General features: G+C 62.4%; 24 protein-coding genes. 9 read left to right on the forward strand and 15 right to left on the reverse strand.

Annotated elements, in window-relative coordinates; translation table 11 throughout:
• Positions 1 to 208: 208 nt before the first annotated feature.
• Both X743_RS140575 and X743_RS140570 read left to right on the forward strand, forming a co-directional pair.
• Positions 209 to 1,432, forward strand: a complete 1,224-nt coding sequence (locus X743_RS140575; protein WP_023768851.1) for a bifunctional 2-C-methyl-D-erythritol 4-phosphate cytidylyltransferase/2-C-methyl-D-erythritol 2,4-cyclodiphosphate synthase — start codon at positions 209 to 211, stop codon at positions 1,430 to 1,432.
• Positions 1,429 to 1,917, forward strand: coding sequence for a CinA family protein (locus tag X743_RS140570; RefSeq protein WP_023768852.1), 489 nt, complete (start codon positions 1,429 to 1,431; stop codon positions 1,915 to 1,917). The genes X743_RS140575 and X743_RS140570 overlap by 4 nt, the downstream gene beginning before the upstream one ends.
• Here the strand turns inward: X743_RS140570 and X743_RS140565 are convergent.
• The 10 genes from X743_RS140565 to eno all read right to left on the reverse strand — a co-directional run bounded on the left by X743_RS140565 (position 1,914) and on the right by eno (position 11,971).
• A complete protein-coding gene (locus X743_RS140565) occupies positions 1,914 to 2,372 on the reverse strand; it encodes a type II toxin-antitoxin system RatA family toxin (RefSeq protein WP_013895635.1) in 459 nt (152 codons plus the stop codon). The two genes, X743_RS140570 and X743_RS140565, sit on opposite strands and share 4 nt — an antisense overlap.
• A gap of 8 nt (positions 2,373 to 2,380) precedes the next feature.
• Positions 2,381 to 3,346 (reverse strand): lipoyl synthase, encoded by a 966-nt coding sequence (gene lipA / locus X743_RS140560; RefSeq protein ID WP_013895636.1) that lies wholly within the window; start codon positions 3,344 to 3,346, stop codon positions 2,381 to 2,383.
• A 136-nt stretch (positions 3,347 to 3,482) separates the two neighbouring features.
• Positions 3,483 to 3,740 carry a GlsB/YeaQ/YmgE family stress response membrane protein gene (locus X743_RS140555; RefSeq protein WP_013895637.1) on the reverse strand — a complete coding sequence of 86 codons (258 nt, stop codon included), beginning with the start codon at positions 3,738 to 3,740 and terminating at the stop codon, positions 3,483 to 3,485.
• Between the two features lie 99 nt (positions 3,741 to 3,839).
• The gene (gene lpdA / locus X743_RS140550; RefSeq protein WP_023768853.1) at positions 3,840 to 5,285 is read right to left on the reverse strand and encodes a dihydrolipoyl dehydrogenase; all 1,446 of its coding nucleotides are present in this window, start codon (positions 5,283 to 5,285) and stop codon (positions 3,840 to 3,842) included.
• A 15-nt stretch (positions 5,286 to 5,300) separates the two neighbouring features.
• Complete coding sequence (locus X743_RS140545) at positions 5,301 to 5,936, reverse strand: SGNH/GDSL hydrolase family protein (protein ID WP_023768854.1); 636 nt, start codon at positions 5,934 to 5,936, stop codon at positions 5,301 to 5,303.
• Between the two features lie 108 nt (positions 5,937 to 6,044).
• A complete protein-coding gene (locus X743_RS140540; protein WP_023768855.1) occupies positions 6,045 to 7,463 on the reverse strand; it encodes a pyruvate dehydrogenase complex dihydrolipoamide acetyltransferase in 1,419 nt (472 codons plus the stop codon).
• An 18-nt stretch (positions 7,464 to 7,481) separates the two neighbouring features.
• A complete protein-coding gene (locus tag X743_RS140535) occupies positions 7,482 to 8,903 on the reverse strand; it encodes a pyruvate dehydrogenase complex E1 component subunit beta (RefSeq protein WP_023768856.1) in 1,422 nt (473 codons plus the stop codon).
• 15 nt (positions 8,904 to 8,918) lie between these two features.
• Positions 8,919 to 9,956: a pyruvate dehydrogenase (acetyl-transferring) E1 component subunit alpha gene (pdhA, locus tag X743_RS140530; protein WP_023768857.1), complete on the reverse strand. Its 1,038-nt coding sequence runs from the start codon at positions 9,954 to 9,956 to the stop codon at positions 8,919 to 8,921.
• A 193-nt stretch (positions 9,957 to 10,149) separates the two neighbouring features.
• Positions 10,150 to 10,473 carry a septum formation initiator family protein gene (locus X743_RS140525; protein WP_023768858.1) on the reverse strand — a complete coding sequence of 108 codons (324 nt, stop codon included), beginning with the start codon at positions 10,471 to 10,473 and terminating at the stop codon, positions 10,150 to 10,152.
• A gap of 223 nt (positions 10,474 to 10,696) precedes the next feature.
• Positions 10,697 to 11,971 (reverse strand): phosphopyruvate hydratase, encoded by a 1,275-nt coding sequence (gene eno, locus X743_RS140520; RefSeq protein ID WP_023768859.1) that lies wholly within the window; start codon positions 11,969 to 11,971, stop codon positions 10,697 to 10,699.
• Between the two features lie 198 nt (positions 11,972 to 12,169).
• Here eno and X743_RS1000000174045 point away from each other — a divergent pair, with 198 nt between their 5' ends.
• Entirely contained in the window at positions 12,170 to 12,295 is a 126-nt protein-coding gene (locus tag X743_RS1000000174045) for a hypothetical protein (protein ID WP_084018256.1), read from the forward strand.
• Positions 12,296 to 12,375: 80 nt separating this feature from the next.
• Here X743_RS1000000174045 and X743_RS140510 read toward each other — a convergent pair whose 3' ends face one another.
• The 3 genes from X743_RS140510 to X743_RS140500 form a co-directional block, all read right to left on the reverse strand.
• Entirely contained in the window at positions 12,376 to 12,741 is a 366-nt protein-coding gene (locus X743_RS140510; protein WP_023768861.1) for a PRC-barrel domain-containing protein, read from the reverse strand.
• A gap of 160 nt (positions 12,742 to 12,901) precedes the next feature.
• On the reverse strand, positions 12,902 to 13,756 hold the full coding sequence (kdsA, locus tag X743_RS140505; RefSeq protein WP_023768862.1) for a 3-deoxy-8-phosphooctulonate synthase: 855 nt from the start codon (positions 13,754 to 13,756) through the stop codon (positions 12,902 to 12,904).
• Positions 13,753 to 14,643, reverse strand: a complete 891-nt coding sequence (locus X743_RS140500; RefSeq protein ID WP_023768863.1) for a VOC family protein — start codon at positions 14,641 to 14,643, stop codon at positions 13,753 to 13,755. Before X743_RS140500 ends, kdsA begins: the two co-directional genes overlap by 4 nt.
• Before the next feature lie 242 nt (positions 14,644 to 14,885).
• Between X743_RS140500 and X743_RS140495 the strand changes: the two genes are divergently transcribed.
• Genes X743_RS140495 through X743_RS1000000170070 form a run of 4 tightly spaced genes read left to right on the forward strand, consistent with a single transcriptional unit; the run spans position 14,886 to position 19,114 of the window.
• Positions 14,886 to 16,181, forward strand: a complete 1,296-nt coding sequence (locus X743_RS140495) for a glycosyltransferase family 4 protein (RefSeq protein ID WP_023768864.1) — start codon at positions 14,886 to 14,888, stop codon at positions 16,179 to 16,181.
• Positions 16,178 to 17,155, forward strand: a complete 978-nt coding sequence (locus X743_RS140490) for a hypothetical protein (protein ID WP_023768865.1) — start codon at positions 16,178 to 16,180, stop codon at positions 17,153 to 17,155. The genes X743_RS140495 and X743_RS140490 overlap by 4 nt, the downstream gene beginning before the upstream one ends.
• Complete coding sequence (locus tag X743_RS140485) at positions 17,148 to 18,149, forward strand: GNAT family N-acetyltransferase (RefSeq protein WP_023768866.1); 1,002 nt, start codon at positions 17,148 to 17,150, stop codon at positions 18,147 to 18,149. Before X743_RS140490 ends, X743_RS140485 begins: the two co-directional genes overlap by 8 nt.
• Positions 18,146 to 19,114 (forward strand): glycosyltransferase family A protein, encoded by a 969-nt coding sequence (locus X743_RS1000000170070; RefSeq protein ID WP_023768867.1) that lies wholly within the window; start codon positions 18,146 to 18,148, stop codon positions 19,112 to 19,114. The genes X743_RS140485 and X743_RS1000000170070 overlap by 4 nt, the downstream gene beginning before the upstream one ends.
• On the opposite strand, the gene X743_RS140480 is transcribed toward X743_RS1000000170070, so the two are convergent.
• Both X743_RS140480 and X743_RS1000000174050 read right to left on the reverse strand, forming a co-directional pair.
• Positions 19,084 to 19,374, reverse strand: coding sequence for a Dabb family protein (locus X743_RS140480; RefSeq protein ID WP_023768868.1), 291 nt, complete (start codon positions 19,372 to 19,374; stop codon positions 19,084 to 19,086). The two genes, X743_RS1000000170070 and X743_RS140480, sit on opposite strands and share 31 nt — an antisense overlap.
• Before the next feature lie 140 nt (positions 19,375 to 19,514).
• On the reverse strand, positions 19,515 to 19,649 hold the full coding sequence (locus X743_RS1000000174050) for a hypothetical protein (RefSeq protein WP_023768869.1): 135 nt from the start codon (positions 19,647 to 19,649) through the stop codon (positions 19,515 to 19,517).
• Positions 19,650 to 19,947: 298 nt separating this feature from the next.
• Between X743_RS1000000174050 and X743_RS140475 the strand changes: the two genes are divergently transcribed.
• Both X743_RS140475 and X743_RS140470 read left to right on the forward strand, forming a co-directional pair.
• A complete protein-coding gene (locus X743_RS140475) occupies positions 19,948 to 21,204 on the forward strand; it encodes a cyclopropane-fatty-acyl-phospholipid synthase family protein (RefSeq protein WP_031258654.1) in 1,257 nt (418 codons plus the stop codon).
• 323 nt (positions 21,205 to 21,527) lie between these two features.
• Positions 21,528 to 22,358, forward strand: coding sequence for an NmrA family NAD(P)-binding protein (locus X743_RS140470; RefSeq protein ID WP_031258655.1), 831 nt, complete (start codon positions 21,528 to 21,530; stop codon positions 22,356 to 22,358).
• The last annotated feature ends 137 nt before the right edge of the window (positions 22,359 to 22,495 follow it).

The raw sequence follows: 22,495 nt of genomic DNA on the forward strand, positions 1-22,495 counted from the left end.
CTAGCCAGAACCGCCGCAATGTGCAACGCGGAATGACGCCACATTAAGGCGCAATTGGGAAAATGCCTGCCGCCGGATTTTTGCTGCGACGAGAGCGCCGCGCATTCCTCCGGGACCCGCAAAGGACGCTTTGGATGTTCATATTTGGCGCACGATCTTTTCCGAAAACCGATTACACTTTTCGGGATCGTGCGCTAAGCCAATCGGCATGACCGAGGGAAGTGAAAACTCGAGCGCGCAAGGCGGGGTTGCCGTGGTGATCGTCGCCGCCGGCCGTGGCGCTCGTGCCGGGCAGGCCAATGGGCCCAAGCAGTACCAGAGCATCGGCGGCCGTGCCGTCATTGCCCATACGCTGGAGATGTTCCTGGCCCATCCGAGAACCGGCCAGATCGTCGTTGCCATCCATGCCGACGATCATGAGCTGTTCCGTCAAGCGGCGGGGGCACACGCCCAGCGCGTCACCGCCGTCATCGGCGGCGCGACCAGGCAGGAGTCCGTCCGGCTCGGCTTGCTTGCGTTGAAAGGCCACGAACCGGCCCAGGTTCTCATTCACGATGCCGTGCGTCCGTTCGTGGACACGGAATTGATCGACCGCACCATCGCCGCCATCGGCGAACATGAGGGGGCGTTGCCCGCCCTGCCCGTCGCCGACACGCTGAAGCGCGAGTCGGCCTCCGGCGTGGTCGCAGAGACGGTTTCCCGCAGCGGATTGCACGCGGCGCAAACGCCGCAAGGTTTTCCCTACGGGCCGATCCTTGCCGCGCATGACAGGGCCCATCAGCTGGGCAGGCTGGATTTCACCGACGACGCGGCCATCGCCGAATGGGCGCATATTCCGGTCAAGATCGTTCCGGGCTCGCCGGACAATGTCAAACTCACCTGGGCACGGGACATCGCCATGGCGCACCAGCGGCTTTCCAGCGAACGGATACATTTTCCGGACATCCGCACCGGCAACGGCTACGACGTCCACGCCTTCGAGCCGGGCGACCATGTCACCCTGTGCGGCGTCGCCATTCCACATGAGAAGAAACTGTCGGGCCATTCCGACGCCGATGTCGGTCTGCATGCCCTGACGGACGCGCTGCTGGCGACCTGCGGCGCCGGCGACATCGGCACGCATTTTCCGCCGTCCGATCCGCAGTGGAAGGGGGCTGCGTCCCGGATATTCGTCGAACATGCGGCAAGACTGGTGCGCGAGCGCGGCGGCCGCATCGCCAATGCCGATATCACGCTGATCTGCGAGGCGCCGCGCGTCGGCCCGCACCGCGAGGCGATGACATCGGCCCTTTCACGGATGCTGGGCATTTCCGCCGACCGCATCTCGATCAAGGCGACAACCAACGAGAAGCTCGGCTTTGTCGGCCGCGAGGAAGGCATTGCGGCGATCGCCACCGCCAGCGTGGTGTTTCCCGGCGAGGTCCCGGAATGAACAACGCCGAGCTCGCAAACTCTCTGCTGCTGGCCTGCCAGCAACGTGGCATCATGCTGGCGACGGCGGAAAGCTGCACCGGCGGCCTGATCATCGCGGCGCTCACCGACATTGCCGGCTCCTCCGCTGTGGTCGACCGCGGCTTCATCACCTATTCCAACGAAGCCAAGATGGAGATGCTCGGCGTTTCCGCCGAAACGCTCGACGCGCATGGAGCCGTGTCGCGCGAAACGGTGCTGGAGATGGCGGCCGGCGCGCTGGCGCATTCACGCGCAAGCCTTTCTCTTGCCGTTACCGGCATTGCCGGTCCAGGCGGAGGTTCGGCCGACAAGCCGGTCGGTCTCGTCTGGTTCGGCCTAGCCCTGGCCGGCCACCCGGTTGTCGCCGAGCGCCAGCTGTTTGGCCACAAGGGCCGCGAATTCATCCGCCACGAGACGGTGAGACACGCCCTGAAGCTGGGCCTGCAAGCGCTCAGTCAGAATTAGGCCTGCCGCGCGACACCGTAGATGACGTCGGCGCGTTTTTCGAAAGCCTCGGCGAACATGCGAAAGGCGCGGTCGAACATGGTGCCCATCAGCGCGCCCAGGATGCGGCTCTTGAACTCATAGTCGATGAAGAAGCGCACGGCGCAGCCGGCGCCATCGGGTTCAAAACGCCAGACATTGCTCAGATATTTGAACGGGCCATCGATGTATTTCACGTCGATGGCGTTCTCGTCGGGCTTCAAGAGCACCTGCGTCGTGAAGGTTTCGCGGATCGCCTTGTAGCCGATGCTCATGTCGGCAAGGAGAACGGTGCGTCCGTCACGCTCCTTGCGCGAGCGCACGGTCAGCGCTTCGCACAGCGGCAGGAACTGCGGATAGGCCTCGACATCGGCGACCAGCGCGAACATCTGCTGCGGCGTGTGGGCGACGCGGCGGGTGGCTTCGAATTTCGGCATAAGATCGGCTAGAGCGACTTCTGGAGTTGCGCTTCCCGCGCTGCGCGCAGCCGGGCGAAATCGTCGCCGGCATGGTGCGACGAGCGCGTCAGCGGGCTTGATGCCACCAGCAGGAAACCCTTGGTCCGGCCGATCGTCTCGAAGGATTTGAACTCTTCCGGGGTGACGAAGCGGATCACCGGATGGTGCTTCTTGGACGGCTGCAGATACTGGCCGATGGTCATGAAGTCGACATTGGCCGAACGCAGATCGTCCATCAGCTGCAGGATTTCATTCCGCTCCTCGCCCAGACCCACCATGATGCCTGACTTGGTGAAGATCGACGGGTCGAGTTCCTTGACACGCTGCAGCAGCCTGATCGAATGGAAATAGCGGGCGCCCGGCCGAACCTTCAGATAGTTCGACGGCACGGTTTCCAGATTGTGGTTGAAGACGTCGGGCTTGGCCGCCACGACGATTTCCAGGGCTCCGTCCTTGCGCAAGAAATCGGGCGTCAGGATTTCGATCGTGGTCGAAGGCGTTGCCGCGCGGATGGCGCGAATGACTTCGGCGAAATGCTGTGCGCCGCCATCGGCAAGATCGTCGCGATCGACCGAGGTGATGACGACGTGGCTGAGGCCCATCTGCTTGACGGCATGGGCGACGCGAGCCGGCTCATCGGGGTCGAGCGCGGTCGGAATTCCGGTGGCGACGTTGCAGAACGCGCAGGCGCGTGTGCAGATTTCGCCCATGATCATGAAGGTGGCGTGCTTCTTTTCCCAGCACTCGCCGATGTTGGGGCAGCCGGCCTCTTCGCAGACCGTCACCAGCTTGTGGGATTTCACGATCTCGCGTGTCTCGGCGTAACCCTTGGAGACCGGCGCCTTGACGCGGATCCAGTCGGGTTTGCGCAGCACTTCCTGGTCGGGCTTGTGCGCCTTCTCGGGATGCCGCAGCCGCGGCGCGTTGGCGATCGTGTCGAGGACAGTGACCATCTGAACCCTGGCTTTTCTTGCGACCGCCCGTCGGCGATCGTCACCTTTACGTCATCTAGGACTTTTCGGCACAAAGAAAAAGGCTGCAGCAGCGCATGCCGCTACAGCCGTTTTCGCATAGCCGGAACCATATCGACTAGCGGCGCACCAGGCGACCGACCCAGATCAGCAGGCAGGCGCCGATGAAGCCGGTGATCAGATAGGCGATCCAGCCGACGCCGAATGGGCCGAAATTGAGCGCCTGCAGGATGGCGTTCAGCACCACCGCGCCAACGATGCCCATGATAATGTTCATGAAAATGCCGGTGTTGCTCTTCATGAACATTTCGGCGAGCCAGCCTGCCAGGCCGCCGATGATAATGGCTGCGATCCAGCCCACGCCGTTCAAGTGCATATGCCTTCTCCTCGCGTGCGTAAAAATGCATCCGGAAACGAACTGCCTTGCCGCCGAGTTCCCGCAGCCTTCGGGGCTGAGTCTCGTGCGGCGAATCTATCATGCGTTCAGCGCGCGGCCATAGGCGTCGAGCACGCTTTCCTTCATCATCTCCGACAGCGTCGGATGCGGGAAGATGGTGTGCATCAACTCTTCCTCGGTGGTCTCGAGGTTCATCGCCACGACGAAACCCTGGATCAGCTCGGTGACTTCAGCGCCGACCATATGGGCGCCGAGCAACTGGCCGGTCTTCTTGTCGAAGATCGTCTTGATGAAGCCCTGGTCCTCGCCGAGGGCGATGGCCTTGCCGTTGGCGGCGAACTGGAAGCGGCCGACGCGGATATCCTTGCCTTCGGCCTTGGCTTTCGCTTCCGTCAGGCCGACGGAGGCAACCTGCGGATTGCAGTAGGTGCAGCCCGGAATCTTAAGTTTGTCAGTGGCATGCACGCCGGGGAAATTGGCGATCTTCTCGATGCACACCACGCCTTCATGCTCGGCCTTGTGGGCAAGCATGGGCGGGCCGGCGACATCGCCGATGGCATAGATGCCCGGTACATTGGTCTTGCCGTAGCCATCGATGACGACGCAGCCGCGATCAGTCTTCACACCAAGCGCCTCCAGGCCAAGGTTCTCGATGTTGCCTTGCACGCCGACGGCCGAGATCATGCGGTCGGCGGTGATCTTCTCGACCTTGCCGTCCTTCATCTCGACATGCGCGGTGACCGAGTTGGCACCCTTCTCGACCTTGGTCACCTTGGCTTCGAGAATGATCTTCATGCCTTGCTTCTCGAACTGTTTTTGCGCGAACTTCGAGACCTCGGCGTCCTCGACCGGCATCACCGCGGGCAGAAGCTCGACCACGGTCACCTCGGCGCCCATGGTGCGGTAGAAGGACGCGAATTCGATGCCGATGGCGCCCGAGCCCATCACCAGCAGCGACTTCGGCATCTCCTTCGGCACCATGGCCTCGAAATAGGTCCAGATCAGCTTGCCGTCCGGCTCGATGCCAGGCAGCGCGCGCGGCCGGGCGCCGGTCGCCAGGATGATGTGCTTGGCGGTGTAAGTGCCCTCGCCCTTGATGCCTTTCGGCACCGGCGGCTGCGGTTCCATCGGCTTCTTGCCCGTCTTGGAGACGACGATCTCGCCCGGTTTCGAAAGCTTGGCCTCGCCCCAGATAACGTCGACCTTGTTCTTCTTCATCAGGAAGCCGACGCCGCCATTGAGGCGCAGCGAAACCTTGCGGGAGCGATCGACGACAGCCGATGTGTCGACGCTTACCTTGCCGTCGAGCTTCAGCCCATAGTCCTTCAAATGATCGGAATAGTGCATGATCTCGGCCGAGCGCAGCAGCGCCTTGGTCGGGATGCAGCCCCAGTTGAGGCAGATGCCGCCGAGATGCTCGCGCTCGACGATCGCCGTCTTGAAGCCAAGCTGGGCGGAACGCACTGCCGTGACATAGCCACCGGGACCGGAGCCGATGATGATGACGTCGTAGTTCTCAGCCACGATTTTTCTCCTTATTCACAGTTCCAGCATGACGCGCACGACCGGCGCCAGCGCCTTGCCGATGTTCCGCGTGTTTTCGGCGTCGAGGTGGACGCCGTCGAGAGGGGTGGTTTGTGCGACCGTGCCGGCGTCGAAGAAGCCGCAGCCGGCTTCGTCGGCGAGCCCGGCATATTGCGGCGCCAACAGCTTCGAGGCGTCGTCGCCGCCGGCAAACATTTCCTTGAAGTCGGCATTTTCGGTGCGGCTGACGAGAGGCGGCGAAATAATCAGGATCTGCGGCGCGGGCCAGTCGAATGGATAGTCGTGGCCGCGTATGATGTCGATCAGCCGCTGGATGCCTTGCTTGGCGGCGACGGGATTGCCATGGATCCATGGCTTCATGTCGTTGGCGCCGAGCATGATGACGATCAGGTCGATCGGCGCGTGCGTCGTCAGCACCGTCGGCAGCAGCCGCGCGCCGTTACGATCGGCACCGGCAAGGTGATCGTCGAAGGCGGTGGTGCGGCCATTGAGACCATCGGCGATGACCTGGACGCCGCCGCCGAGCCCTGCCTGCAGCACGCTGGGCCAGCGATCCTCAAAGGCGTGGCGGCCGCCTTCGGCATTGTAGCCCCAGGTCAGCGAGTCGCCGTAGCAAAGCACCGTCTTCATTCGCTCAGCCCGCCCATGTCTGCTTGCTGTGTTTCACCCGCCGGCGAATCCCGAAATGATCAGGACGAAAAGGCTGGTGAAGAATTTCCGCACCGCCCTTTTCCTTCCCTAGACCAGCATGCCCATCGGATTTTCGATCAGCCGCTTGAAGGCGACGAGCAGTTCGGCGCCCAGCGCTCCGTCGACGGCGCGATGGTCGGTCGACAGCGTTACCGACATGACGGTGGCTATTTTGATCTCGCCGTTCTTGACCACCGCCCGCTCCTCGCCGGCACCGACCGCCAGGATCGTCGCATGCGGCGGGTTGATGACGGCGGCAAAGTCCTTGATGCCGAACATGCCCAGATTCGAAACCGCCGTCGTACCGCCCTGATACTCTTCCGGCTTCAGCTTGCGGCTGCGGGCACGGCTTGCCAGGTCCTTCATCTCGTTGGAGATGGTGGACAGCGTCTTTTCGTCCGCTTTGCGAATGATCGGCGTGATCAGGCCGCCGGGGATCGAGACGGCAACCCCGACATCGGCATGCTTGTGCTTGACCATGGCGCTTTCGGTCCATGAGGCATTGGCATCCGGCACCGCCTTCAGCGCCAACGCCATCGCCTTGATCACCATGTCGTTGACCGACAGCTTGTAGACGGGAGCCTCGCCTTTTTCGGTCTTCTTCACCGGCGCCGCCGCATTGATCTGCGTGCGCAATGCCAAGAGCGCATCGAGCTCACAATCGAGCGTCAGGTAGAAATGCGGGATGGTGGTCTTGGCCTCGACCAGGCGGCGCGCAATGGTCTTGCGCATATTGTCGTGCGGGACGAGTTCGTAGGAGCCTTCCTCGAACAGTTTCAGTACCTGTTCGTCCGACATCTTCACCGCCGGAGCGGCTGCAGCAGGCGCGCCAGCCGGAGCCTTGGCCGCAGGTGCCGCCTTGGCACCGCCGCCCGCAATCGCCGCATCGACATCCGCCTTCACCACGCGGCCATGCGGGCCGGTGCCGGTTACAACAGACACATCGAGGCCGGCCTCCTTGGCAATGCGCCGTGCGAGCGGCGAGGCGAAGGTACGGCCTTCCGGCGACTGGCTGATCTCCCCCCCTGTGGGGGAGATGCCAAGTGGTGGCAAAGAGGGCAGGCCAGAGGGGGGCGCCTCGCGCTGAGAGGACGGCGGGACAGCGCCCCCCTCTGTCGGCTTCGCCGACATCTCCCCCACGGGTGGGGAGATTGGCGCCTCGTCTTGCTTGGCTTCCGCCTTGGGCGCAGCACCACCGCTTTTCGCCGCCGCCCCCACATCCTCGCCCTCGGCGGCGAGCACGGCGATCAGCGCGTTGACCTTGACGCCTTCGGTGCCGGCTGGAACGACGAGCTTTGCAACCGTACCCTCATCGACAGCCTCGACTTCCATCGTCGCCTTGTCGGTCTCGATCTCGGCGATGACATCGCCCGGCGAAACCTTGTCGCCCTCTTTCACGAGCCACTTCGACAGATTGCCCTCTTCCATCGTGGGCGAGAGCGCCGGCATGGTGATGTTGATTGGCATTTTGTCCTCCCGCCCGGTTCAGCGATACGCGACGGCTTTGACCGCCTCGATGACCTCGCCGACATTCGGCAAGGCCAGTTTCTCGAGGTTGGCCGCATAGGGCATCGGCACATCCTTGCCGGCAATGGTGATGACCGGGGCGTCGAGGAAATCGAAGGCGCGCTGCGAGACCTGGTTGGCAATATGGTCGCCGACCGAGTTCTGCGGATAGCCTTCCTCCACGACCACCAGCCGGTTGGTCTTCTTGACCGATGCGATGATCGTGTCGAGGTCGATCGGGCGGATCGTGCGCAGATCGATGATCTCGGCGTCGATGCCCATGCCACGCAGCTCCGCTTCCGCCTTGACCGCATAGGTCATGCCGATGCCGAACGAGACGATGGTGACGTCCTTGCCCGTCTTGTGGATACGCGCCTTGCCGATCGGCAGCACGAAATCATCCAGCTTCGGCACGTCGAAGGACTGGCCGTAGAGGATCTCGTTCTCGAGGAAGATGATCGGGTTCGGATCGCGGATCGCGGCCTTCAGCAAGCCCTTGGCGTCGGCGGCCGTATAGGGCATCACCACTTTCAGGCCGGGAATGTGGCTGTACCAGGCGGCGTAGCACTGCGAATGCTGGGCGGCGACGCGGGCCGCGGCACCATTCGGACCACGGAACACGATCGGCGCGCCCATCTGGCCGCCGGACATATAGAGCGTCTTGGCGGCGGAGTTGATGATCTGGTCGATCGCCTGCATGGCGAAGTTGAAGGTCATGAACTCGACGATCGGCTTCAGGCCGGCCATGGCGGCGCCGACACCGACGCCGGCAAAGCCATGCTCGGTGATCGGCGTGTCGACGACGCGCCTTGCCCCGAACTCCTGCAGCAGCCCTTGGGTGATCTTGTAGGCGCCCTGGTATTCGGCGACCTCCTCGCCCATGACGAAGACATCGCCGTCGCGGCGCATTTCCTCGGCCATGGCGTCGCGCAAGGCTTCGCGCACCGTGGTCGACACCATTTCGGTGCCGGCCGGAATGTCGGGATCGGCGGCGATTTCCGTTTTCGGAGCGGCCGCGACAGGTGCTTGTTTACCCTTGTGGGGAGGGTCGGCCGGCTCGCCGGCCGGGGTGGGGAGCGCGGCGGCGGCGTCACCCCCTTCCGCGCCTGCGGCGCGACCTCCCCCATCAGAGGGGGAGGTAATGGAGCTGGCGCTTTCGCCGTCCTGCAGCAAAACCGCGATCGGTGTGTTGACCTTGACGCCTTCGGTGCCGGCGGCGATCAGGAGCTTTCCAATCGTGCCTTCATCGACGGCTTCGACTTCCATCGTCGCCTTGTCGGTTTCGATCTCGGCGATGACGTCGCCGGCGACGACCTTGTCGCCCTCGTTCTTCAACCATTTGGAAAGATTGCCCTCTTCCATGGTCGGCGAGAGAGCGGGCATGAGAATTTCGATCGGCATGTTCCTCGCCCTCCCTTACAGTACGATATCGGTCCAGAGCTCGGACGGATCCGGCTCTGCATCGTTCTGGGCAAACTCGGCGGCGTCGGCGACGATGTCGCGCACCTCCTTGTCGATGGCCTTCAATTCGTCCTCGGTCGCCCACTTCTTCTGCGTCAACCGCGCCTTGACCTGTTCGATCGGGTCATGGTCGGAGCGCATCTTCTGGACTTCTTCCTTGGAGCGGTATTTCGCCGGGTCGGACATCGAGTGACCGCGATAGCGATAGGTCTGCATTTCGAGAATGATCGGCCCGTTGCCGGCACGGCACCATTCGGTCGCCTGGTCGCCGGCGGACTTGACCGCACGCACATCCATGCCGTCGACCTGGATGCCCGGGATCTTGAACGAAGCGCCGCGATGCGAAAAATTGGTTTCCGCCGACGAGCGCGAGACCGAGGTGCCCATGGCGTAACGGTTGTTCTCGATGATGTAGATCACCGGCAGCTTCCACAGCGAGGCCATGTTGAAGCTTTCATAGACCTGGCCCTGGTTGGCCGCGCCATCACCGAAATAAGTCAGCGAGACATTGTTGTTTTCGCGATAGCGGTTGGCGAAGGCAAGGCCCGTGCCCAGAGACACCTGCGCGCCGACAATGCCGTGGCCGCCGTAAAAATGCTTCTCCTTGGAGAACATGTGCATGGAGCCGCCCTTGCCCCTGGACAGGCCGCCGCGGCGTCCGGTCAGCTCGGCCATGACACCACGCGGCGAAAGCTCCATCGCCAGCATGTGGCCGTGATCGCGATAGGCGGTGATCATCTGGTCGCCGTCGATCAGGGCCATCTTCATGCCGGTGACGACGGCTTCCTGGCCGATATAGAGATGGCAGAAGCCGCCGATGAAGCCCATGCCGTAGAGCTGGCCGGCCTTTTCCTCGAAGCGGCGGATGAGCAGCATGTGCCGATAGGCGGCAAGCTCTTCGTCCTTGGTGAATTCAGCAGGCTTGGGTGCTGAAAGCCCCGATTTGCCGTCGGATTTCGTTTTGGCAGGCGCTTTTCTGGCTGCGGTGGCCATGCATCACTCCCTGTTGGCGTCTCTTTGCGGACATTGGAGCTAGAGGAAATCTGCTCCCGGGGAGATCAGCCTCCCCACCGATTTATGGGAGGCTAACACGCGTTACAGCGTTGCGCCATGACGAATTTGCATAGCTGGCATGCGCCTAAGCGATTAAAATCGTTGGAAATATTGCTGATTAACTGAAATTCGGTTACTTCGACGAGGCCGGCAACATGATGGTGATTTCATCAGGCTGGGACAGGTTGAGCGCTTTGCGCGCCTGCTCGTCGAGCATATCCTTCTCCAGCGTGCCGTCATGCATGAGCCGAACGCGCCGTTCAAGCTCCATGCGGCGCGCCTTGACGGCATCGAGCTGCGCCTGCAGCGCGACCGTCTGGGCCTCGAGCTGATATTTCGAATTGATGCCGAATTCACCGTGATAGGCGTGGAAGCCGAAATAGGCCAGGAATACCACGCAAAGCGAAGGGATGATCAGCCGGCCGGTGTTTCTCTGCTTGTGCTGACGCGTCCACATCGCCCGTTCCCTCGCGACCGCGAACTCAGGCGGCTCACGACCTTTTCGCCCGATTGTGCTTAACGGACGGTTACGGACAGCGGCTTTAGGCCTTTGTTTTATGCATGTCGTTCTCCCAAAACCGAGTTCACTTTCGGGCAACATGCATTAGGCCGTGCCCAAATGAAAAAGGGCGGGAATAATCCCGCCCTTTCCCAGATATCGCGGACCCGCGCGTTCCGGATCAGCCCTTAACGACCGACTTGCCGGCGTAGCGCGCCTGCTTGCCGAGTTCTTCCTCGATGCGGATCAGCTGGTTGTACTTGGCCATGCGGTCCGAACGTGACAGCGACCCCGTCTTGATCTGTCCGCAGTTGGTGGCGACAGCGAGATCGGCGATCGTCGAATCCTCGGTTTCGCCGGAGCGGTGCGACATGACGGCGGTATAGCCGGCCTTGTGCGCGGTCTCGACGGCGTCGAGCGTTTCCGTCAACGAGCCGATCTGGTTGACCTTGACCAGGATCGAATTGGCGACGCCCATGCGGATGCCGTCGCGCAGCCGCGCCGTGTTGGTGACGAACAGGTCATCGCCGACCAGCTGCGTCTTCTTGCCGATCAGGTCCGTCAGATACTTCCAGCCTTCCCAGTCGTCCTCGGCAAGGCCGTCCTCGATCGAGATGATCGGATAGTCGGCGGCGAGCTTGGCGAGATACTTGGCCTGTGCCTTGGGATCGCGCGTCTTCTTCTCGCCCTCATAGACGTAATTGCCGTCCTTGAAGAACTCGGTCGCGGCGCAGTCGAGGCCGAGCGCGATCTCCTCACCCGGCTTGAAGCCGGCTTTCTCGATCGATTCCATGATGAAATCGAGTGCAACCGGCGCGCTCTTCAGGTTCGGGGCAAAGCCGCCCTCGTCGCCGACATTGGTGTTGTGGCCGGCGTCCTTCAGCTTCTTCCTGAGCGTATGGAAGATTTCCGAGCCCCAGCGCACGCCTTCGCGCAGCGTCGGCGCGCCGATCGGCAGGATCATGAATTCCTGGAAATCGATCGGATTGTCGGCATGCGCGCCGCCGTTGATGATGTTCATCATCGGCACCGGCAGGATATGTGCCTTGGTTCCGCCGACATAACGGTAGAGCGGCAGGCCGGAGGCATCGGCCGCCGCCTTCGCAACCGCCAGTGACACGCCGAGGATGGCGTTGGCGCCGAGCCGGCTCTTGTTGGGCGTGCCGTCAAGTTCGATCATGGTCTGGTCGATGTGGATCTGGTTTTCGGCTTCCATGCCGCCGATCGCCTCGAACAGCTCGCCATTGACCGCTTCGACGGCCTTGAGCACGCCCTTGCCGAGATAACGGGCGCCGCCGTCGCGCAGCTCGACGGCCTCATGGGCGCCGGTCGATGCGCCCGAGGGCACCGCGGCGCGGCCCATCGAGCCGTCTTCGAGCACGACGTCGACCTCGACGGTTGGATTTCCACGGCTGTCCAGGATTTCACGCCCGACAATATCGACGATGGCGGTCATTGCGATGTCCCCGATTGATATGAAGAAAGGTCGCGCCCGTCTTAGCCAAAGCGCCGCAAAAGGCAATCGGGCCATGGCCAAATAGTGCGGCCCGCCTGATTCACGAAGCGCAAATTCCTGTCATCATAAGTCATGCTGCCAGACGCCCGTTTCGAGATATGGTTTCGAAGCGCGGGGCGAAACAGGAGGAGTTTCGCCATGTCCGAGTTGAGCGGTATCGTGAGTTTGTTCCTGATCGCGGCGGCGTTCCTGACGTCGTGCGACAACCAGCAGTCACCGCCAAAGGCAGTCGCGCCTTTGCCGGCCTTGAGCATCAACCAATAGCCCCGAAGGCCCGGCAAGCCCATCGGGCCTTGCGTTGAATCAAAAAGGGCCCCGCCGAAGCGAGGCCCTTTTTTGTCACATCAATGCCAGTATGGCTTGACGTTGTAATACTCGTAGGATGCGTCGCGCGCGCGCTCGCCATCCTCGCCGGTCAATTCATCGATCGAATAGGCGGGCGCCGCTTTCAGCTGTTCCTTGGAGAAGGGCACGACATAGCCGCCCTTGTCCTGATCATAATCGAGACTTGCCCAAGGAATGGCATGATACTTCTCGCCCATGCCGAGAAAACCGCCAAAACCGATGACTGCGAACATGATGCCGTTCGAGGTCTTGTCGAGCATGACGTCCTCGATGCTGCCGATGCTGTCGCCCGCGGTATTGTAAACTGTTGTGCCGATGACGCGCGAAGCGGCAATGGCTTGGGTGTGGCCTGTTTGAGTTGTCATGATGTGCTCCTCATTGTCGTCAAACTCTGCTTCGACAATGACGGAGGCGGGCGAAAGTTCCCGGGTTTTTACGGTGTCGGCCGATCACTCCGCGAGAATGAAGGTCACCTTCATGTTGACGCGATAGGCAGCAATCTTGCCACCGACGAGAAGCGCCGCCTCAGCGGCCCTTGGCGATGCGGTCGAACGCCATCAAACGCTCCAGGAGTGCCGGCATGTCCTTCAGCGGCACCATGTTGGGGCCGTCGGAAGAGGTCGAATTGTCCGGATCCTGGTGGGTCTCGATGAAGACGCCGGCAACGCCGACAGCAACCGCCGCGCGGGCCAAGGTCTCGACGAAACGCCGCTCGCCACCCGAAGACCCGCCCTGCCCGCCCGGCTGCTGCACCGAATGCGTGGCATCGAAGATCACCGGCGCGCCGATCTCGGCCATGATGGGCAGAGCGCGCATGTCGGACACCAGCGTGTTGTAGCCGAACGAGGCGCCGCGCTCGGTGGTCAAGACATTGGGGTTACCGGAACCGGTGATCTTGGCGACCACGTTCTTCATGTCCCAGGGCGCGAGGAACTGCCCCTTCTTGACGTTGATCACCTTGCCGGTCCTGGCGGCGGCGACCAGCATATCGGTCTGGCGCGACAGGAAGGCCGGAATCTGCAGCACATCGACATGCGGCGCGACGATGGCACACTGCTCCTCGGTGTGGACATCGGTCAGCACGGGAAGCGAGAATTCCTTGCGCAGTTCGTCGAAGACAGGGAGTGCTGCCTCCATGCCGGCGCCGCGCGTCGCCGACAGCGAGGTGCGGTTGGCCTTGTCGTAACTGGTCTTGTAGACGAGGCCTATGCCGAGCTTGCCGGTCAATTCCTTGAGCGCACCGGCCATGTCGAAAGCATGCTGACGCGATTCAAACTGGCACGGTCCGGCGATCAGCGCCAAGGCCGCCTTGTTGTCGAAAACGACGTTGCCGACGGTTACCGCCGAATTGGGCGCCATCGAATTGGGGGGCTTGTTCATGGGATCTCCCGGAAGATGAAAGCCGCGCCCTGGCCTGATGCCGGCTGCACGACAATATCATTGCCCGCTATATCGTGCGGGACGGCGTTGGCTGCAAGCAGCCTTGAAACGGCATCGGCATCGCGGACCGCAAAGACGACCGCGGCGAACCGAAGTTCGGTGGGCATGCCAGCCGGAATGCCGAAGCGGGCAGTGAAAGACGCGGGATCGAGGACGTTCAAAACTGCATTCGGCAGGCGGAACGCACCCTCCTGCCCAATGGCGGCGGGATCGTCCACCGCCACGGAGATCAGGCGACGCTGCTCGTCAGGTCGGTCGCTGACCGCCACCACTTCCACAATGCCGGTGGCCCCATTGGGGTGGGCCTGCAAGGCCGCGCGATCCACTTTCGGTGCGTTGATCCGCTGGCAGGCAAAAAGAAAAGCATCCTTTGCGCCGCGGCTCGAAGCAAAGGCGAGCTTGAATGACGCGGTATCGCTTTTGCCCGCCGTGTCGGTGAAAGCGCGCGAAAAGCTCAGCGTGTCGCCCGCCGAGAGGCCGGTTTCCACATAGCGCGCGTGGTCGGCATCGGCATTGTCGGTGCCCAGAACCACCGCAGAAAACCCCTCGTCGCCGCGGCTGTCGCGATAGATGCGGTCGCGGGTGACGAAGGCATTGCCCTCGGCGGCCGCGTCAAATGCTATTTGTTCGCTGCCGATCGCGAGCGGCTCCAGATAGGTGCCGTCGGCGAGGAAAACGCAGCAATTCTCCGTTCCAAAGGGATGGATGCCGGTGGGAGCGACGACGAAGCCCAGCGCAGTGAGCCGGGCGCGCGCCATGTCGAGGCTCCGCGTCGGCAGCACCAGATGGTCGAGCGGATGAATTCCGGCGGCTGTGGAACGGGTCATGCAGGCGCGATGTGCATCATTCCGTATAGCCGTTCAAGACGTGATTGCGCGCCCTGGCGCCAGAGCATGGCAAAAACCACCAGAAATGGCCGCCCGCTTTTCTCTTCTGCAGCGAAAGTATTTCACGTAAGGATATCCCCCGCATGGGGGATGCTGCGAATTCCGTCTTGGACGACTGTCGTGACGTCGCGATTCGACGTCGAATGGCGCCCATTGCCCTGCGTGCATGGCTGGAACGACGAATGGCGGGCAACGGCATGCTCAGGATCTTGCGGATCACACCGCATTTCTATCGACCAGGCAACTGGCCGATCGCGTTCGATCCTGTCGGCGGATTGCAGAACCAGACATGGACGATCGCACAAGCCATGGACAAGGCCGGCGCGACCCAGACGGTTCTGACCAGCTACATTCCAGGCAGCCCAAGGCATGTGCGGATATCCGCGACCATGCGGGTGACATGCACAGGCTTCCGGCTGCCCGAGTTCCTGGCCGGGCCGATGCTCTGCTTCAGCTGGTTTCTGGGCGCGATCCCGGAGCTTCTTCGAGCCCGACGCCGCTACGATGTGGTCCACATCCATTTCAACCACTCGGTCTGGTGCAGGATCATCGCCGTCATTGTCGGCAGGCTGAGGATACCGCATGTCGTTTCGATGAACACGCCGCTCTGGTCTGGGCTTCAGAGCGCGCTTCGGCTCAAGGGCAAATCTTACGACGTCACCCGGTGGCTCGAACGCCTGGCTTTGAGGTCGGCCGATCGGGTCGTCGTGCTCACAGATACATATGGCAGGAGCGCGGCCTCGGAGCTGGGGCTCGATGCCTCGCGCATCGAGGTGATCCCCGATGCGGTTGATGTCGAAGCGTTCCTCCGTCCAGTCGCACCTGGGTTGCTTCGGGCCTTTCGCCGTGAGCACGGCATCCCGGACGAACGGCCAATCGTCAGCTTTATCGGCCGCATCAGCGGTGAAAAGGGTTGGCAGGACCTGCCCGCGCTCGTCGAGCGCCTGTCAGGGAAAAATGTGTTCCTGCTGATCTGCGGGGACGGTCCCGACCGCCGAAAGCTTGAAGCGGCGCTCGCCGCGATCTCCAGGCCAGGCTGCTGGGCAATCACCGGATTCGTCTCGCCAGCCGAGGTCAAGAAGGCACTCAAGATCTCCGACGTCATGATCCTGCCCTCCCGGCGCGAAGTGTTCGGCAGCGTCCTGCTCGAAGCGATGGCGGCGGAAGTACCGGTGGTCGCCTATGGCGTCGGCGGCGTGACCGACGTCGCCGGTCGTCCAGAGGCATTGGCGCTGGTACCGGAAGGACGGCGCGAAGCGCTCGCCGACCTGACGCTTCGGTTGCTTGCCGATAGCGAGGAAAGGAACACCCTCATCGCGCGAGGGCGCCGGCGCGTACGGGATTTCTCGCTGGATTCGGCGGTGGCGCTCAACCTTGCCCTTTATGCTTCGGTCCTCGCAGGCTCGGTGAACGGATCACGGCAGCCGGCCGGTGTTCTCACCTTGCAGGAGGACGGCGGCTCGCCGGATGGCGGTTGATCAACTTCGTCACCACGCGCAGCCACGGCTATACCGTTCGCCATCTGATCCGCCAGTTGGGCAACGCACGCCACTGGAGCTACGAGCGCCTCTTTCGGCAGAAGGAGCTGCGCTCCGGCACCTGGGTCTTCACGGATCACGAGCGGCTTTCGCACTTCGAGATCGCATTGGCCGCCGGGGTCGCCAATCGGCTCGAGCGCGGCGGGGCACACGTTCTCAATCATCCCGCCCGTGTGCTTGGCCGTCATGATCTGCTGAAAGCCCTGCACGCGGCCGGCATCAACTGCTTCTCGGCCTGGCGTTGCGAAAGCCAGCCGCGTCCGAACGCCTTTCCGGTATTCATCCGCAACGAATTCGATCACCTTTCCGCGGACTTCGAGCTGATTGCGGACCAGCCGGCGCTCGAGGCGGCGCTGAGCCGGATGAAAGCGAACGGCATACCGCTGGCCGGCAAGCTGGTGATCGAGTATGCCGGCCAGGAGGTCAGCCCCGGCGTCTGGCAGCGCTTTGCCACCTATCGCGTCGGCGATCGGCTGATCGCCCATCACAATGTCGTCGATTTCCGCTGGGCGGCCAAGGACGTGCAGGACAAGCAGCGTCTGCTTGCCCATCCCATGTTGACGACATTCCTCGAAAACGAGCGCCGGTTCGTCGTTGGCAACCTTTATGAAGACGTGCTGCGCCGGGCATTCGAACTCGCCGGCATCGATTATGGGCGGGCCGACTTCTCGCTGGTCGACGGGCATCCGCAAATCTTCGAGATCAACACCAATCCGGCGCACGGCTCCCACGGCACGATCTATCGGGAAACGCACCCCGGACGGGTCGAAACCCAGAAGCTTTCCGAGGACAGGCTGTACGCCGCCTTGCGGGCCGTGGACCTGCCGGCCGGCGGCCGCATCGGCCTCGACGACCCCGCCCTTCTCCCGCAACAGGCGTTCAGGAGACTTTTCACGGGGCTGAAGCGTGCTTGACCGCGCCGCGCCAGGACATCCGATCTCGGATCGGCCGATCGTGATCGAGGCGTCCGACAGCTTCGATTTCGGCTCGGTGGAATACCGGCGGCTGTTCTGCGGCGCATCGGCATCGGCCTTCCAGCATCCCGACTGGCTCACGGCTTTCTACCGCAACATCGCTCCGGCGCATGGCGCCGAGCCGCTGGTGATCACCGGCCGCGACAGCGACGGCGAACTCCAACTGGTGGTTCCGCTGGTGCGGCGCTGCGATCGGGCGATCGAATATGCCTTCCTGGGCGTCACCGATTATGCCTGTCCGATCGTGGCCAGGGGCGTGACAGTCGGCGTACAAACCAGGCGGCATTTTCGCGATGTCCTTGGGCACCATGCGGATTTGAGAATTGGACCTGTTCATCACAGCCATCTGCATCAATGGCGCCAGTTGCTGGGATCCGAGCCGTCCGCGCTCGATTTCGGCGCGCATGCCGTGCGCTACGGCTTTCCCTATGCCGAATGGCGCAAAACCAACCTTGGCTGCCGCGGCGCCGGAAGCCTTGACCGTAAGGCGCGCAGGCTTGCCGAAGCTGGCGGGCTGAAGCTGGAGCTGGTCGGGCCCGACAGTGTGCGTCAGGCCCTGGTTGCAGCGCGCGACTTCCGCGCCGGGCGCTTCCCGGATGATCCGATGCAAACGCCGCACGGCCTCGAATTCTACATCGATGTCGCTACGAACGGCGCACGCTCCGGCCTTGCACGAACCTATCGCCTCGCTTCGAAGGATGGTCCGGTCGCTATTGTCTTCGGCTTGGTCGACGGCGACTGCTTTCGCTACATCCTACTGGCCTGCGACTATCGCGCCCATGCGCGCCATTCTCCGGGCCGCGTGATGCTTGACCAGGTCATGGCGGCCTGGGCCGCCGAGGGCGGCAAAGCCTTCGATTTCACCATCGGCGACGAACCCTTCAAGGCGGACTTCGGCTGCACCCGCACCACCATGCACGAGTTCCGGCCATGACAGTCCTGCCGACCAATCTTGCGATGGAAGCGGGCCTTGTCGGCACGCCTCGTCTTGCCGTGGTCGTGCCTGCCCGCAATCGCCGTGAAAGCCTGCCGCGCACGCTGGCATCCGTGCTTTGCACCGCGCGAACCGATATCGAACTGGTGGTGATAGATGACGGATCGACGGACAGCACCGAAAGCTATCTGGCCTCGCTCGACGATGTGCGCCTGAAATGGCGCCGCATACCGGTAGCGGCCGGTGCCAACCAAGCTCGCAACCAGGGCGCGGCATTGTCCAGCGCACCGCTCATCGCTTTTCTAGATTCGGATGACGCCTTCCGCCCCGGGCGTGTGGACAGGCTGATCACATTCTTCGACGAGAACCCGGACGTCGCCTGCACCATCGACGGCTTCAGCGACATTTCGGACCGCGGCGAACGAATACACCGATTGCCCCGCCTTACCCCCGATAGCGAGACACTGCGGCAGCTTCTGCTCTGCCATTGCATTCCGCTGACCAACTCGACCGTCACGGTTCGCCGCGCGGCCTTCGACGCGGTCGGGGGCTACGATCCGGATCTGCGCCGCCATCAGGACCGGGAGTTGCTGCTGCGCCTGGCGAGACAGCATCGCATCGCCTTCGGCACGGCCACCGACGTCCTCAAATACCGGTCGGCGAACTCGATCTCGCGCACCCATGCCGGTTATATCAATGGGTTGGACGATTTCGTCGGCCGCTGTCCCGATTACCGATCAAGCGGCTACGAGTCGATCCTCAGCTATCTGACGGTGCGCGGCGCGCTGAAAGCGGCCATGCAAGGCCATTTCAGCATCGTGCTGGCGGAACTGCAGGCCTGGCGGAAAGCCGACAATCTGCCCGGCGGCCTTCATGTGCTACCCGGCTATTTCGTGGGGCGTCGAAAAAGGCACCGGCTGGAACAGGCCCTGGATCAGCTCCCGGCCACGACGTCGGCGGAATAGCGCAACTCGCGCAAGGGTCTGACCTTGCTGGTGGTCTGCGCGTAGAGCGGGTGCGCCTTGTAGGCGGCCAGCGCCGCGTCGTCAGCGAACTCCGCATAGACGACGACATCGATCTCGTCGGACAGCGGGTCGACCTTGGTGTTGAGGGTTACCTCGAAGAGACTGGAATGGGGAATGTTGCCCAGCGCCAGCAGCCCGGTACGCACCGCCTCCACATCCTCTTTGCGCCGCGCGCTGAAGAAAACGATATGCCGGATCAATCCCGCCTCCTCGATCTGAATGCGGGGTCTTTTGTGACGGCGGTCTCTTCGCGTCAACCGTTCACGGCGCCACGCGTCCATGCGACGCGCTTCGGCCGCCGCACACCGCGCACAGCGCGGGCTACTGCCTCTGGAAGGTATCAGGCTTTGCCGGTGACATAGCGGACGGCGTGATTGAGCTCCCTGACCGAGAGGTCGAGGTAGTGGCCCTGATTGTACAGGCCGTCCCAGATCAGGAAGAATGCGATGGCGGCAATGACGATTACATAACGCATGGTTAAAGCTATCGCACAAGCACGGTGTGGACGATAGGCGTTTTGATATGTTCGACATCCGCCGGCGCACGTGGCACAGCCCAGCTCGCAGCTTGCCTCTTGAAGTTCCCGGCGATGACGTGGAAGATTGTCGCAGGGATTCACTGGGAAGCGCCGAAACTCTGTTCGAGGGATGCGCTTTTGTTCGGATCCGTACGTGGCTGATCCGGGGATCAGGCAACGTCCGAACCCGGCGATGAACCGCAAGAAACGGAACCGGCAATTGTCAGCCGGCATCGCGGAAGTCCAGGGGCGGGACATGGGTCACAACGAACAGTCTGGCACGATGCCTGCCGAAGCGGTCAGGCTCGACGAGTTCAATTTCGCCGAGATCGTCAAGGGCCTGCCGGCCAAGGCGCGCCTGGTGCTGTCGGCGGCGATGAACCTGCCGCGCGGTTCGCTGAAAGTCAGGATGCCGGATGGGCGCTCCGTCCTGGTCGGAGGCAAGGGACCAGGTCCCGACGCCGAACTGGTGCTCAAGAACTGGCGCCTGCCGGGCCGCGCCTTTTCCGGCGGCACGATCGGCGTTGCCGAATCCTACATGGACGGCGACTGGGAAAGCCCTGATGTGACCAGTTTCCTCGAACTGTTCGTGGTCAACTCGGCCCTTGGCGAGAAGGTCGCCGGCGGCGCGAGCTGGCTGATCAATACGATCCAGCGCATCCGCCACTGGTTCAATGAGAACACACGCACCGGTTCGAAACGCAATATCTCGGCGCATTACGACCTCGGCAACGCCTTCTACAAGGAGTGGCTCGACCCGAGCATGACCTATTCCTCGGGGCTCTATGCCAACGGCGCCAACGATCTGGAGAGCGCGCAGGCCGCCAAATATCGGGCGCTAGCCAAGGATATCGGCATCGGCCGCAAGGATCACGTGCTGGAGATCGGCTGCGGCTGGGGCGGCTTTGCCGAATTCGCCGCGCGCGAGATCGGTTGCCGGGTTACCGGGCTGACCATCAGCCGCGAGCAGCACGACTTCGCCAAGGCGCGCATCGCCAAGGCTGGACTTGCCGACAAGGTCGACATCAAATTGCAGGATTATCGCGACGAAACAGGCACTTACGACCGCATTGCGTCCATCGAGATGTTCGAGGCGGTCGGCGAGAAATATTGGCCGGTGTTCTTCGGCAAGATGAAGGCCTGCCTGAAGCCCGGCGGTACCGCGGGGCTGCAGATCATCACCATCAACGAATCCGCCTACGACACCTATCGTGCCAGGCCGGATTTCATCCAGCGCTATGTGTTTCCGGGCGGCATGCTGCCGACGCCGTCGATCCTGAAAGCGCTCGGCAAGGATCATGGCCTTGCGCATTTGCGCGAACGCGTGTTTCCCGATGACTATGCGCGCACGCTCGCCGAATGGCGGCAGCGCTTCTGGGTATCGTGGGAGAAGATCGTGCCGCTCGGCTTCGACGATCGCTTCAAGAAACTATGGGAGTTCTACCTGCATTATTGCGAAGCCGGCTTTCGTGCCAGCTACATCGACGTGCGCCAGGTGGTCTACAAGGCTTAGAGCATTTCACCGTTTCACGGAAACGGAGACCTATCTCTTTGTTTTACGTAATTCCCAAGGAAAAGCGCCATGCGCTTTTCCGGCGAAGCGCTTTGAAACTTCCGTCGCCGGGCTCCAAAAGCCGCCGCGCCCCATCCAAGGCCCGCAAAAGCTGTTGCGATAGGTCACTTGCGACCACGCTAAGCTCTCGACCCACCGTGCCCGATCTGCTGCGGCAGCGGTCGTCTTGACCGCTTGGGATGCACAACAATCTATTGGAGCAGGTGACCCTGGACCAGGGAACGCGAAACCTCAGGAGACGAGAAAAAACACAGGAGATAACGATGACGATTCTTGCTGTTGGCGCTGCCGGCCGATTTGCCGGCAATGTCATCCCGGCTCTCGCCCAGCGTAACGCCCGTGTGCGCGGCTTTGTGCGAAAGCCGGAAGAAATTGCTCAAGTACGAGAGCATGGTGCCGCGGAAACGGCTGTCGGCGACCTTCGGGACCGGGCCAGCTTGGACGCAGCTCTGAAAGATATCGAAGCTGTGTTCTACATCGCGCCTGCGTTCATGGCCGAGGAAGCCGAAGTCGGCAAAGGCTTGGTCAACGCCGCGATCCGCGCAGGTGTCCGTCGGCTTGTATTCTCGTCTGTCATCCATCCGGTACTTTCCGTGCTGGGCAACCACATAGCGAAAGCCCCGGTCGAGGAAGCGATTCTGACTTCGAAGCTGGAATACACCTTCCTTCACCCATCCCGCTTTTATCAGAATTATGAGGCATTCTGGCCGAAGGTCATCGAAACCGGCGTGCTGGCCGAGCCCTGGTCGGCCGAGACCCGTTTCTCTCTTGTAGACTATCGTGACATCGCGGAGGTCGCCGCCATTGCCCTAACCGAGGATCGTCTGCTTTACGGTACATTCGAGCTATGCGCGCCCGGGTGGCACAATCGTCACGATGTGGTCACTCTGTTGGGTGAGGTCCTCGGGCGGGAGATCAGGGAGCGCCGTGATCCAGGTGTGCTCGGCGAAGTTGGTCCAGGTCAAAGGACTATGTTCGAGCATTACGACCACTACAACCTGCTCGGTAATCCGCTGACTCTACGCGCGATACTCGGGCATGAACCGCGTTCGCTAAAGGTCTTTTTCGAGGAACTCGCTGCGCGTGCTCGATAACCGCCTGACGCGAGGGCCGGGACAGTCTGTGGCGGCGACAAGCCGATTGCCGCGGTCAAGGCGGCGCTGCGGACATGCATACACTGAGCCGCGCGTCGCTCACGCAGTGCATCGCACGATACGCCGCATTGGGCTGG

The sequence above is a fragment of the Mesorhizobium sp. LNHC232B00 genome (assembly GCF_000502435.1).
In the GTDB taxonomy this organism is placed as follows: Bacteria; Pseudomonadota; Alphaproteobacteria; order Rhizobiales; family Rhizobiaceae; genus Mesorhizobium; species Mesorhizobium opportunistum.